This window comes from Pseudomonas sp. PLB05, from assembly GCF_021106615.1.
Lineage (GTDB): Bacteria > Pseudomonadota > Gammaproteobacteria > Pseudomonadales > Pseudomonadaceae > Chryseomonas > Chryseomonas benzopyrenica.
Genome location: NZ_JAJOHO010000001.1, coordinates 386,282 through 399,057 on the forward strand (window position 1 = coordinate 386,282; position 12,776 = coordinate 399,057).

The window sequence follows — 12,776 nt, forward strand, 5'->3', positions numbered from 1 at the left end:
CATGTCCCTGAGTTCGCTGTTCAACATCGCCGGTAGCGGCATGAGCGCCCAGAACGTGCGCCTCAACACCGTGGCTAGCAACATGGCCAACGCCGACTCCGTCTCCTCCAGCGTCGACCAGACCTACAAGGCGCGGCATCCGGTGTTCGCTGCCCAATTCAACGCCGCCCAGGGCGGTGCTTCGCTGTTCGACGACCAGGGCCAGGCCGGTGTCGGGGTGGAGGTGAAGGGCATCGTCGAGGATCCGAGCAAGGTGCAGAAGCGCTACGAGCCCAACCATCCCATGGCGGACCAGGAAGGCTACGTCTATTACCCCAACGTGAACGTGGTGGAGGAGATGGCCGACATGATTTCGGCCAGTCGCGCCTTCCAGACCAATGCGGAAATGATGAATACCGCCAAACAGATGATGCAGAAGGTACTGACCCTCGGTCAGTAAGGAATCGGCGCCATGGCCATAAGCACGACCAACTCCACCGCTCAAGCGGTACTCGACAAGTACTCCGTCAACAAGACCGGCACGGCCGCCGAGACCGCCGCCAGCGATGGCAAGACGGGTGGCAAGCTCGGCAAGGACGAGTTCCTTAAACTGATGGTCGCCCAGATGAACAACCAGAATCCGCTCGAGCCCCAGGGCAACGGCGAATTCATCGCCCAGCTGGCGCAGTTCAGTACCGTCGAGGGCATCACCAACCTCAACACCAGCGTCAGCTCCATCCTCTCCGGCAGTCAGTCTTCCCAGGCGCTGCAGGCGTCCACCCTGGTGGGCCGCAAGGTGATCGTCGATACCGACAAGGTCAAGGTGGATACCAGTGCGGACTTCAAGGGCGCGCTCAACCTGACCGCGTCCAGTCCGAACGTCTGGGTCAACGTCTACAACGACGCGGGCAGTCAGGTGAACCGTCTGAACCTGGGGCAGCAGTCGAGTGGCCTGGTGAACTTCACCTGGGACGGCACCGATGCCAGTGGCAAGAAGCTGGATCCCGGCAGTTACCGCTTCGAGGCCCAGGCAAATGTGAACGACACCACCATGGCCATGAAGACCAGTCTGCCAGCCAACGTCGACAGTGTGACGCTCGGGCAGAACGGCGGCGAAATGACACTCAACCTTGCCGGCGTCGGCAGTATCGGCATCTCCAAAGTCCAGGCGGTCGGCCAGTAAGGCGCGGCACACGAGAGGAATCCAGCATGTCTTTCAATATCGGTTTGAGCGGCATCAAGGCCGCATCCAGTGACCTCAACATCACCGGCAACAACATCGCCAACGCCAGTACCGTCGGCTTCAAGCAGTCGCGGGCGGAGTTCCAGGACCTCTATGCCGCCTCGGTACTGGGCACCGGCAAGAATGCCCAGGGCAGCGGTGTGCTGCTGGGCAACGTCGGTCAGCTGTTCAACCAGGGCACCATCGACTCTACCCAGAATGCCCTGGACATGGGCATCAATGGCAACGGCTTCTTTGTCACCAGCAACAACGGCGCCATCCAGTACACCCGAGCCGGCTATTTCGGCACGGACAAGGAAGGCTTCATCGTCGATAACAATGGCTACAAGCTGCAGGGCTATACCACCAACGACCAGGGTCTGCTGCAGCCGGGCGTGCGCAGCGACCTGCGCATCGAGAGCGCCAGCCAGGCGCCCAAGGCTTCCAGCTCGATCAAGCAGACGGTCAACCTGAACTCGACCCAGACGACGCCGACCACCACCCCGTTCAATCCGTCCGATCCGACCAGCTACAATTCCTCGACCTCGGTGAACATCTATGACAGCCAGGGCAACGCCCACGTCCTGTCGCAGTATTTCGTCAAGGGCGCGAACAATTCCTGGACCATGAACGTGCTGATCGATGGGCGTAACCCCGGCGATCCGACTGCGGAAGATCCGACCACCAAGGTCGCCACGCCCTACAGCGTGACCCTGCCATTTACCAGCAGCGGTGCGCTCGACGGTGCCAATGTGGCCTCGACCGATCTCAAGCAGGTCAATAACGCCACCACCAATGCCTTCGAGGGTGTGCTCAAGCTGGACAACTGGGTCCCGGCCATTTCCAACGGCGGTACCCCGGCGACCTGGGCCTCCAACGGCGCCGTGGCCAACCCGGCTGGCATCACCCTGGACATGCGTGGCTCGACCCAGTACAGCAGCGCCTTTGCCGTGACCAGCGTCAACCAGGACGGCTACACCACCGGCCAGTTGTCCGGCCTGGAGATCGACGATACCGGCCAGATCTTCGCGCGCTACACCAACGGTCAGTCCAAGGTGCAGGGCCAGGTCGTGCTGGCGAACTTCGCCAACGTCCAGGGCCTGACCCCCATGGGCAAGACCTCCTGGACCGAGTCGTCGGAATCGGGTCAGCCAGTAGTCGGCACACCGCGCTCCGGTACCCTGGGAGCCCTGCAGTCCGGGGCGCTGGAGGCGTCCAACGTGGACATCTCCACCGAGCTGGTCGACATGATCGTGGCGCAGCGCAACTACCAGGCGAACGCCAAGACCATCGAGACCGAGAACGCCATCACCCAGACCATCATCAACCTGCGTTGACGTCGTTTCTCTGGCGGCTTGCCGCTTCGGCGTCAGGAAAAGCCTCCCTTGGGAGGCTTTTCTATTTTCAGGCTACTGATTTTAAAGGGTTTTCATTTTCTGGAACGGCGCTTGCTAAAGAACCTCCGAACGCAAGCTTGGCGGCAGTCTGCCGCCGTCGGAGGATCAGATGGACAAGCTGCTGTACGTCGCCATGACCGGCGCCAGCCAGAACGAGATGGCCCAGCGCGCCCATGCCAACAACCTGGCCAACGTCTCGACCTCGGGATTCCGCAAGGATCTCGAACAGGCCCGCTCGATGCAGGTGTTCGGCGAGACCATGCCGTCGCGCGTCTACTCCATGAGCGAACGGCCGGCGACCGACTTCACCCCTGGCGCGCTGCAGGAGACGGGCCGTGACCTGGACGTGGCCATCCAGGGGCCGGGCTTCGTCGCGGTCCAGGATCCCTCCGGCAAGGAGGCCTATGTGCGCACCTCCAGTCTGCAGATCGACCCCCTTGGCATGCTGCGGACCGGCAGCGGTTTGCCGGTGCTCGGCAATGGCGGGCCCATCGCCGTGCCGCCTGCCTCCAAGGTAGAAATCGGTCAGGACGGCAGCATCACCGTGCGCGGCTCCGGCCAGGCGACCAATGCCCTGGCTCAGGTCGACCGCATCAAGCTGGTCAATCCCGACACCAAGCAGATGGAAAAGGGGCTCGACGGCCTGCTGCACATGAAGCAGGGCCAGGCAGCACCGCCCATGGACGCCAACGTGTCCCTGGTGTCCGGCTTCGTCGAGTCGAGCAACGTCAATGCGGCGGAAGAGATGACCTCGATCCTGTCGCTGTCCCGCCAGTTCGAACTGCAGGTGAAGATGATGCGCAGCGCCGAAGACAACGACGCGGCGCTGGCAAAGGTTTTGCAATTCTCCTGATCAAGGCTAGCGCCGACGTAAAACCGGCACTTCGAGGAATACCATCATGATGTCGTCACTGTGGGTCGCCAAGACCGGTCTGTCCGCCCAGGACATGAACCTCACCACCATCTCCAACAACCTGGCCAACGTGTCCACCACGGGCTTCAAGCGCGACCGCGCCGAATTCCAGGACCTGCTGTACCAGATCCGCCGCCAGCCGGGTGCCCAGTCCACCCAGGACAATCAGCTCCCCTCCGGCCTGCAGCTGGGTACCGGTGTGCGCATCGTCGGCACCCAGAAGAACTTCACCGAGGGTTCGCTGCAGACCACCGACCAGCCGCTGGACATGGCCATCAACGGTGACGGCTTTTTCCAGGTGGCCATGCCTGACGGAACCGTCAACTACACCCGTGACGGTACCTTTCACCTCAATGCCGATGGCCAGCTGGTCACCGCCAATGGCTTCGCACTGCAGCCTGCCATCGTGCTGCCTGCCGACACCAAGACCTTTACCGTCGGCGAAGACGGCACTGTCTCCGTCACCACCGCCGGTCAGGCCGCGCCGCAGATCGTCGGCAATCTGCAGATCGCCCAGTTCGTCAACCCGGGCGGTCTCCAGGCCGTGGGCCAGAACCTGTTCAGCGAGACCGCGTCCAGCGGCGCGCCTCAGGTCGGTATCCCGGGCTTGAACGGCCTCGGCACCGTGCTGCAGAGCACCCTGGAAAACTCTAACGTGAGCACGGTCGAGGAACTGGTGAACATGATCACCACCCAGCGCGCCTACGAGATGAACTCCAAGGTCATTTCCACCGCCGATCAGATGCTCGGCTTCGTTACCCAGCAGCTCTAATCCCCTGTGAGGACGCGCTCCATGAAACCTCTATTCGCCGTCGCCCCGCTCCTGGGAGCGCTCGTACTCGCAGGATGCGTAGCCCCGGCCGCCAAGCCGGACGATCCCTACTACGCCCCGGTGCTGCCGCGTACCCCGGTGCCAGCCGCACAGAACAACGGCGCCATCTTCCAGTCGGGGTTCGAGCAGAATCTCTATACCGACCGCAAGGCTTTCCGCATCGGCGACATCATCACCATCACCCTGCAGGAGCGGACCCAGGCCAGCAAGAACGCCAGTTCCGACATCGCCAAGAACACCAAGGCGACTCTGGGGCTGACCTCGCTGTTCGGCGCCAAGCCCTCGATTCCCAATCCGCTGGCCGATGGCGACTTGAGTCTGGACACCGGTTTCTCCGGTAACCGCTCCAACACCGGCAAGTCCACGGCGGCCCAGGGCAACAGCCTGTCCGGCTCGCTGACCGTGACCATCGCCGAAGTGCTGCCCAATGGCATCCTGGTAGTGCGTGGCGAGAAGTGGCTGACGCTCAACACCGGCAATGAACTCATGCGCATCCAGGGCATGGTCCGCGCCGACGACATCGCCACCGACAACACCGTGTCCTCCACCCGCGTAGCCGATGCACGTATCACCTATTCGGGCACTGGCGCCTTCGCCGATGCCAGTCAGCCGGGCTGGCTGAGCCAGCTCTTCGGCAGCCCCTTGATGCCCTTCTGAGGATGAGCGCCATGTTCAAGAGCCTCATCGTCGCTGCCGCCCTGGCCCTGGTCATGCCCCTGGCCCAGGCGGATCGTCTGAAGGACATCGCCAGCATCCAGGGCGTGCGGACCAACCAGCTGATCGGCTACGGCCTGGTGGTGGGTCTGCCCGGTACCGGCGACCAGACCACCCAGACGCCCTTCACCGTGCAGACCTTCAACAACATGCTGGCGCAGTTCGGTATCAAGGTGCCGCCAGGCACCACGGCCCAGCTGAAGAACGTCGCGGCGGTATCCATCCATGCCGATCTGCCGGCCTTCGCCAAGCCCGGCCAGACCATCGATATCACGGTGTCTTCCATCGGCAACTCCAAGAGCCTGAGAGGCGGCAGCCTGCTGCTCTCGCCGCTCAAGGGTATCGACGGCCAGATCTACGCCATCGCCCAGGGCAACCTTGTGGTCGGGGGTTTTGACGCCGAAGGCCGCGACGGTTCGAAGATCACCGTCAACGTTCCGTCGTCCGGGCGCATTCCCAATGGCGCCACCGTCGAGCGACCGGTGCCGAGTGGCTTCGACCAGGGCAACAGCATCACGCTGGACCTGAATCGCAGCGACTTCACCACCGCCAAACGCATCGTCGACAAGATCAACGAGACACTTGGCGCGGGTGTTGCATCAGCTGTCGATGCCGGATCGATTCGCGTCACGGCGCCGGTGGATCCCAGCCAGCGCGTCGACTACATCTCGATCCTGGAGAACATGGAGGTGGATCCGGGGCAGGCGGTGGCCAAGGTCATCGTCAACTCCCGCACCGGGACCATCGTCATCGGCCAGAACGTCAAGGTCTCGCCGGCGGCGGTGACCCAGGGCAGCCTCACCGTGACCATCAGCGAAGATCCGCAGGTGAGTCAGCCCAATCCCTTGTCGGGTGGGCAGACGGTGGTGACCCCGCAGTCGACCGTCAAGGCCAAGCAGGAGGCCAAGCCGATGTTCAAGTTCGGTCCGGGCACCACGTTGGACGAAATCGTGAGAGCGGTGAATCAGGTGGGCGCGGCGCCTAGCGACTTGGTGGCCATTCTCGAAGCGTTGAAACAGGCCGGCGCCTTGCAGGCCGATCTGATCGTAATCTAAGGAGAGCGGGCGATGGAATCTCGTCTGGGTGGCAACTACGGCAACGTCAAGGATTCGGGGGCCTTCACCGACCTGAATCGGTTGGCCCAGATGAAGGGTAAGGATCGCGACAGCGCGGAAAACGTCAAGAAGGTCGCCGGCGAGTTCGAGTCGCTGTTCCTGAACCAGATGCTCAAGTCCATGCGCAGCGCCAACCAGGCGCTGGCGGACAAGGACAGCCCCTTTTCCAGCGAGACCACCAAGCAGTACCAGGACATGTACGACCAGCAGCTGGCCGTCTCCCTGTCCCGGGATGGCGGCGGTATCGGCTTGGCCAATGTCCTGGAGCGTCAGCTGAGCAAGACCGCCCAGCCGGCGGCACGGCCAAATCCCTTTGCCCAGGTCGGCCAGGCTGCGCCCACCGAGGGTCAGCTGGCTGCCGGCCGCAATGCCAAACTCAACGAGGCAGGTAGTAACAGCCTCAAACCGGCAGGTGCCGCGGTCTCCGGGCGTGACGATTCCAGCGTGCTCAACTCCCGCCGGCTGGCCCTGCCCGGGCGCCTGTCCGAGCGTACCGCGGCCAACATTTCCGGCGCGGCCGAGCAGGGCGCCGCGCTCAAGCAGAGCTTCCAGGAAGTGGCCGCCGCCCAGAGCGCCTGGCGCCAACAGGCCACGCAATCCGGCAGCAAGCCGGCCGCCGCGACCGAGGCCGTCGCCAGCGTGGACGGCGCCGCTGCCACCGGCAAGACCCGTTTTCGTACCCGTCAGGAATTCGTCGACACCATGATGCCCATGGCCGAAGCCGCGGCGAAGCGCCTGGGCGTCGACCCCAAGTACCTGGTCGCCCAGGCGGCGCTTGAAACCGGCTGGGGCAAGCATATGGTCAAGCAGGCCGATGGCAGCAACAGCAACAACCTGTTCGGCATCAAATCCCACGGCTGGGATGGCGGCAGCGCACCGGCGGTGACCCAGGAATTCGTCAACGGCAAGGCCGTGACCGAGACCGCCAAGTTCCGCACCTACGATTCCTTCGCCGACAGCTTCCACGACTACGTGAACTTCCTGCAGAGCAATGATCGCTACGACAAGGCGCTGTCCACCAGCGGTAACTCCGAGCGCTTCATGCAGGGGCTGCAGCAGGCGGGCTACGCCACCGATCCGCACTACGCCCGCAAGGTGATCCAGATCGCCCGCAACATGAACACCTATCAGACGGTCGCCTCCCTGGGCACCAGTCCGTCCCGCGGTTGAGGTGAGCCATGGCTGATCTACTTTCCATTGGTCTGTCGGGCCTGAGGTCCACGCAAAACGCCCTGACCACCACCGGCCACAACATCGCCAACGTCAACACGCCCGGCTATTCGCGGCAGGAGACCATCCAGCAGACCAACATCGCCCAGTACAATGGCTCGGGTTATGTTGGTTCCGGCTCCCAGACGGTGGATGTACGCCGTCTCGCCAGCGATTTCCTCACCAGCCAGGTGCGCTCGGCCAACAGCCAGAACAGCGAACTGCAGACCTTCAAGAGCCAGATCTCCCAGCTCGACGGCCTGCTGTCCGACAGCACGACGGGTATCACCCCGGCCATGCAGAAATTCTTCGCCACCCTGCAGACCGCTGCCCAGGATCCTTCGTCGATCCCGGCGCGGGAGGCCGTACTCGCCCAGGCCCAGGGCATGGCCAAGTCGTTCAATACCCTGTACGACCAGGTCGACAAGCAGAACGGCCAGATCAACGATCAGCTGTCGGCACTGACCAATCAGGTCAATGCCCTGGCCAAGAGCGTTGGCAGTCTCAACGACGCCATCGCCCGTTCCAAGGCCGCCGGTGGTGCGCCCAACGATCTCATCGACTCCCGTGAGCAGGCGATCAAGCAGCTGTCCGGCATGGTCGGGCTACAGGTGGTAGAGCAGGACGACGGCGCGCTGAACCTGTTCGTCGGTACCGGCCAGCCGCTGGTGGTGGGCAATACCGTTTCCAGCATGGCCGCCAAACCTGGGACCGACGATCCCTCGCGCTTCCAGATCCTGCTGACTTCCGGCTCGACGCAGCAGAACGTTACCAGCCAGCTCAATGGTGGCGAGATGGGCGGCCTGCTGTCCTATCGCGATACCGCGCTGGATCACGCCTATAACAGCCTGGGGCAGTTGTCGCTGACCCTGGCCGATACCGTCAACCGGCAACTGGGCCAGGGCCTGGATCTGTCCGGCAATGCCGGCTCCGCGCTGTTCGGCAATATCAACGACACTCAGAGCATCGGTCTGCGGGTCATGGGTCGGTCCACCAACACTGGCTCGGCCAACGCGACTCTCAGCATCACCGATACCAGCAAGCTCTCGCCGAGCGACTACCGCCTCGATTACAACGGCACCGGCTTCACGGCGCGCCGTGCCAGTGACAACGCGGCGCTCACGGTCAACAGGACCGGAACCGATCCGGTCACCCTCACCCTGACCGATGCCCAGGGCAACGATCAGGGCTTCAAGGTGCAATTCAGCGCGGCCGAGCTCGCCAAGGCCCAGGCCGGTGATGTCTTCAGCCTGCAACCGACGCGGCGTGGTGCTTCCCAGCTCAAGGTGGATCTGGCCCAGGCCGATCAGCTGGGCTTCGCCGGCACGGCCAAGGCGGGGGCCACCACTAATAACCGCGGTACCGGTGCCATTACCCAGCCGGCGCTGACCACTTCAGTCTCGCCGGTCAATACCGCCGACTTCGGGCGGCTGTTCGGGGCCGATGGCCTGAAGCTGAGCTTCAACAGTGCCACCAACCAGTTGGATGGCACCCTGCCGAACGGTGCGACGCTTAACTACCTGTCGCCTACGGCCGGTGTGCTCACCAGCGGTCAGACCAACGCCGTTCGCCTCACGTATACCGATCCGAACACCAATAACAGCTACACCTACGACTTCAACATCAGCGGCGTGCCGCAATCCGGTGACAGCTTCACCCTAGGCACCAATAAGGGCGCCGTTTCGGACAACCGCAACGCCCTGAACCTGGTCGCTCTGCAGACCAAGCCCACCATGGGTGGCTATGGCAATACCGGCACCACCTACAACAACGCCTACGGCGGCCTGGTGGAGCGGGTCGGTACCCTGACCGCCCAGGTGCGGGTGGATTCCGCCGCCAGCGAAACGGTACTCAAGCAGTCCCAGGACAATCGTGACTCCCTGTCGGCCGTCAACCTCGATGAGGAAGCCGCCAAACTCGTCCAGTTCCAGCAGTACTACGGTGCCTCAGCGCAGGTCATCAAAATCGCCCAGTCGCTGTTCGACACCCTGCTCGGCGCCTTCAGATAAGGAAACCGGCCATGCGCATCTCTACCGCTCAGGCGTTCAATAACGGTATCAGCGGCCTGCAGAACAACTACGGCAACGTGACCCGTACCCAGGAAGAAATCAGCACCGGCAAGAAGATCCTGACGCCAGCGGACGATCCGGTGGCCTCGGTCAAGCTGTTGCAGATCAGCCAGGAGGAGGCGCTCAACAGCCAGTACAACACCGGCATGACCGCCGCCAAGAACAGCCTCAACAGCGGGGAAGCCATGCTTACCTCGGTGGAGACGGTGCTGACGCGCATCCGCGAGATCGCCGTCCAGGCCGGCAACGGCGCCCTGGATCCGACCGATCGCGCGTCCCTGGCCAAGGAGATCGGCCAGCGCGAAGACGAGCTGATGAACCTGATGAACAGCAAGGACGCCAGCGGCAAGTACCTGTTCTCCGGCTCCATGGGCGACACCCAGCCCTATGTGCGCAATGCCGACGGCACCTACAGCTACTATGGCGACGAAGGGCAGCGCAGTGTGCAGATCGCCAGTTCTACCTTCGTGCCCATTAGCGATAGTGGCAAGGATGCCTTCGAGAACAACTTCAACGCCAATCGCGTCACCACTGCGCTAACAGCTGGCAATACCGGGACCGGGCGGATCTCGCTCGGCCTGGTGGAAGACAAGAAGGCCTACGACGATAGTTTTCCCGCCAGCACGCCGCCGGTCGCTACCGACGGTATCGGCATTCATTTTCTCGATGACAAGAAATACGTCATCTACGACTTGGCCAACGCGCCCACGGCCGCTCAGTGGGCGGCCTACGATCCGGCCAATCCGCCGGCTGGCCAGCTCAAGGCGGACAGCGTCGATGGCAATCCTTCGACCAGCGACTTCATCCGCTTTGGAGGAGTCAAGGTGCAGATCGACGGCATACCCGCCGCTGGCGATGAATTCAAGATCACCCGTGATACCGCCAACGAGAAGCGCAGCCTGCTTAACGTGGTGTCCGACTTGCGCAAGGCCTTGGAAAGTGGCGACGGCAGCACCGAAGGCGTCTACAAGATGCGTGACAGCGCTGCCGTAGCCCTGAGCAACCTGGACACGGCCTACACCCAGGTCGACGGTATCCGCGGCAAGGTCGGCGCGCGCCTCAACGTCATCGACTCCACCAGCGACTTCATCGCCGATGTCAGCCTGGTCAACAAGGCGGTGCAGTCGGATCTTCAGGATCTGGACTATGCTGAGGCCTTGTCCCGCTATGCTTTGCAAAACACGGTTCTGCAAGCGACGCAGCAGAGCTTCGTGAAGGTGTCGCAGTTGAGTCTGTTCAACTATCTGTGATGAAAGACCCTCGCATGCTTCATAGCGCTAGACTAATTTGTGGGACTGCAGACTGATTAGATGAGGCTAAGACGTTGAAACACGGGCAGCGGGTGCAGGGCGAAATCGTTGAAATTGACTATGCTGCCACTCAGGCTTTTTTTGAGCGGCGCGGGCGTCAGCATTATCAGAACGCTTTAAGCGCAACCATGTATCAAGACAACGATCCAGGGTTGGTGGCTTACCGCGACGATGCTGAAAAGGCCGCCATCGGCATGACGCTCTGCAGTCCCGCTCCCAAGTCGGTACTGGATATTGGTTGTGGTATAGGCCGGTGGGGATGGTACCTGGCAGAACGCCATCCCGAGATCGACTATCTCGGTATCGACTTCTCGTCCTCTCTCATTGCCAAGGCGCATGAGGGAGCACTGGAACGCGGGTACCGACGACTCAGGTTCCAGACCATGTCGGCGACCGCCATCGATAATTCTCGGCTTGGACTGGCACCGCCTTATGACCTGCTTATCGTATCGGGTCTGCTGATCTATTTGAACGACGCCGATTGTCTAAAAATGCTGACCGATCTTGGGTCGCTCTGCTCAACTACTACGCGTCTCTATCTTCGCGAGCCAATCGCTTTGGAAAAGCGGCTGACCTTGGACGCATATTTTTCTTCAGAACTGCAAGACCGCTATTCCGCCATTTACCGAACGCTGGACGAGCTCAAGGCGCTCTTGTCCCAAGCTTTTCCAGCGGGCACTCTGGCAGTTGATGAGGAAGGATTCCTGTTTGAGGATAGTCTGGAGAAACGAGTCGAGACTCGCCAGTACTACCTGATTCTTTCCATGAAGGATGTGCAGCAGTGAGGACAGCTTACTGCTTCGATCTCGACGGCACCTTGACCCGCCAGGAGCTTCTCCCTCTCATCGCTGAAACCGTGGGGCTCGAGGATGAGATCTCGCTGCTAACGCAAGCCACAATCGACGGCGTGTTGCCTTTTGACAAGTCGTTCAAGTTACGGGTCCGCCTGCTAAAGGACGCCAATATCGAATGGATACATCAGGCACTGGAGCATAGGGTCGAATTCGACGCTGAAATACTTTCCTTTATTGCTAGTCGTCCCGAAGATTGTTATGTAATAACGGGGAATCTGGATATCTGGGTGAAGCCGGTTCTTGATCGACTGGGTATCCGCAACTTTGCCTCGAGGGCCAAACTCGATGACAGTGGAAAGCTGGTCGGGATAGATCATATTCTGCACAAAGGCGACGTAGTGGCAGAACTACGTCAGCAATATGATCGCGTTATTGCGGTAGGCGATGGCATGAACGATGTGCCCATGTTCGAGGCGGCGGATTGGCGAATCGCCTACGGGGGTACTCATCCCCCGACTGCACTTCTGGTAAAGCTGAGTGATTTCGTAATTTATGACCGGACCGTCCTATGCCGCTTATTGAACATGCTGTAATTAGTGCTGCTGGTATAGGATCGCGCCTAGGCTTGAACAGGCCGAAGTGTTTGGTCGAGGTGGCGGGTCGTACCCTGCTTGACTACCATCTCGAGCGCTTGGTTGACGTTCCTGTCGTATGGCTTGTCGTAGGCTTTCAGGAAGAAGACGTTATTGCTCATGCCCTCGCTCTCCGACCAAATATCATCATCGTTCGTAATCCTGACTTTGCGCGAACTAATACGCTGCAGAGCATATTCCGAGTTGCCCAGCATCTGCACGAAAGATTCCTAGTGGTGGATGCCGATACGGTGGTGAGACGAGATAGCTTCAAGGAGTTTCTAAAGGCTGCCGAACAGTGTGCTCAGTTGGTAGGGGTTTCTAGTTATACAACCAGCGATGGTGTGAGGGTGATCCTGAATCAGGAAAAGACGCTTGTTCAGGCTTTCACACGAGAGCCGCATTACGAATGGGAGTGGACGGGTATAGCGATACTTGAGCCTAGTATTGTCGTTGATAAGCCGATTTACGTGTACCAGGCGCTTGAGCCTTCTCTGCCTCTGCCTGCCTATGAGTTGGATGCTTTCGACATAGATACCGTCGCAGATCTAGACATGGCTAGAAGGGTCATGACCGGTGGATGGAAATAG

Annotated in this window: 13 protein-coding genes; all 13 read left to right on the plus strand. The window is 61.2% G+C overall.

Translation table 11 applies throughout. The features are described 5' to 3' along the window. Position 1 precedes the first annotated feature (1 nt). The 13 genes from flgC (at position 2) to LRS53_RS01880 (ending at position 12,776) form a co-directional block, all read left to right on the plus strand. Entirely contained in the window at positions 2 to 439 is a 438-nt protein-coding gene (flgC, locus tag LRS53_RS01820) for a flagellar basal body rod protein FlgC (RefSeq protein ID WP_231354743.1), read from the plus strand. A 12-nt stretch (positions 440 to 451) separates the two neighbouring features. Then, a complete protein-coding gene (locus LRS53_RS01825) occupies positions 452 to 1,162 on the plus strand; it encodes a flagellar hook assembly protein FlgD (protein ID WP_231354744.1) in 711 nt (236 codons plus the stop codon). 26 nt (positions 1,163 to 1,188) lie between these two features. Further along, positions 1,189 to 2,538: a flagellar hook protein FlgE gene (gene flgE / locus LRS53_RS01830; RefSeq protein ID WP_231354745.1), complete on the plus strand. Its 1,350-nt coding sequence runs from the start codon at positions 1,189 to 1,191 to the stop codon at positions 2,536 to 2,538. A 169-nt stretch (positions 2,539 to 2,707) separates the two neighbouring features. Further along, a complete protein-coding gene (locus tag LRS53_RS01835; RefSeq protein WP_093254750.1) occupies positions 2,708 to 3,451 on the plus strand; it encodes a flagellar basal body rod protein FlgF in 744 nt (247 codons plus the stop codon). Positions 3,452 to 3,497: 46 nt separating this feature from the next. Then, positions 3,498 to 4,283 carry a flagellar basal-body rod protein FlgG gene (gene flgG, locus LRS53_RS01840; RefSeq protein ID WP_231354746.1) on the plus strand — a complete coding sequence of 262 codons (786 nt, stop codon included), beginning with the start codon at positions 3,498 to 3,500 and terminating at the stop codon, positions 4,281 to 4,283. Between the two features lie 21 nt (positions 4,284 to 4,304). Next, positions 4,305 to 5,000, plus strand: coding sequence for a flagellar basal body L-ring protein FlgH (gene flgH / locus LRS53_RS01845; RefSeq protein WP_231354747.1), 696 nt, complete (start codon positions 4,305 to 4,307; stop codon positions 4,998 to 5,000). Positions 5,001 to 5,011: 11 nt separating this feature from the next. After that, positions 5,012 to 6,112, plus strand: coding sequence for a flagellar basal body P-ring protein FlgI (locus LRS53_RS01850; protein WP_093254755.1), 1,101 nt, complete (start codon positions 5,012 to 5,014; stop codon positions 6,110 to 6,112). 12 nt (positions 6,113 to 6,124) lie between these two features. Beyond that, positions 6,125 to 7,342 carry a flagellar assembly peptidoglycan hydrolase FlgJ gene (flgJ, locus tag LRS53_RS01855; protein ID WP_064308363.1) on the plus strand — a complete coding sequence of 406 codons (1,218 nt, stop codon included), beginning with the start codon at positions 6,125 to 6,127 and terminating at the stop codon, positions 7,340 to 7,342. 8 nt (positions 7,343 to 7,350) lie between these two features. Then, the gene (gene flgK / locus LRS53_RS01860) at positions 7,351 to 9,390 is read left to right on the plus strand and encodes a flagellar hook-associated protein FlgK (protein ID WP_231354748.1); all 2,040 of its coding nucleotides are present in this window, start codon (positions 7,351 to 7,353) and stop codon (positions 9,388 to 9,390) included. An 11-nt stretch (positions 9,391 to 9,401) separates the two neighbouring features. Next, entirely contained in the window at positions 9,402 to 10,700 is a 1,299-nt protein-coding gene (gene flgL, locus LRS53_RS01865; RefSeq protein WP_231354749.1) for a flagellar hook-associated protein FlgL, read from the plus strand. Positions 10,701 to 10,774: 74 nt separating this feature from the next. Next, complete coding sequence (locus LRS53_RS01870) at positions 10,775 to 11,545, plus strand: class I SAM-dependent methyltransferase (RefSeq protein ID WP_231354750.1); 771 nt, start codon at positions 10,775 to 10,777, stop codon at positions 11,543 to 11,545. Beyond that, positions 11,542 to 12,147 carry an HAD family phosphatase gene (locus LRS53_RS01875; RefSeq protein ID WP_331275284.1) on the plus strand — a complete coding sequence of 202 codons (606 nt, stop codon included), beginning with the start codon at positions 11,542 to 11,544 and terminating at the stop codon, positions 12,145 to 12,147. Before LRS53_RS01870 ends, LRS53_RS01875 begins: the two co-directional genes overlap by 4 nt. Next, the gene (locus LRS53_RS01880; protein WP_231354752.1) at positions 12,123 to 12,776 is read left to right on the plus strand and encodes an NTP transferase domain-containing protein; all 654 of its coding nucleotides are present in this window, start codon (positions 12,123 to 12,125) and stop codon (positions 12,774 to 12,776) included. Before LRS53_RS01875 ends, LRS53_RS01880 begins: the two co-directional genes overlap by 25 nt.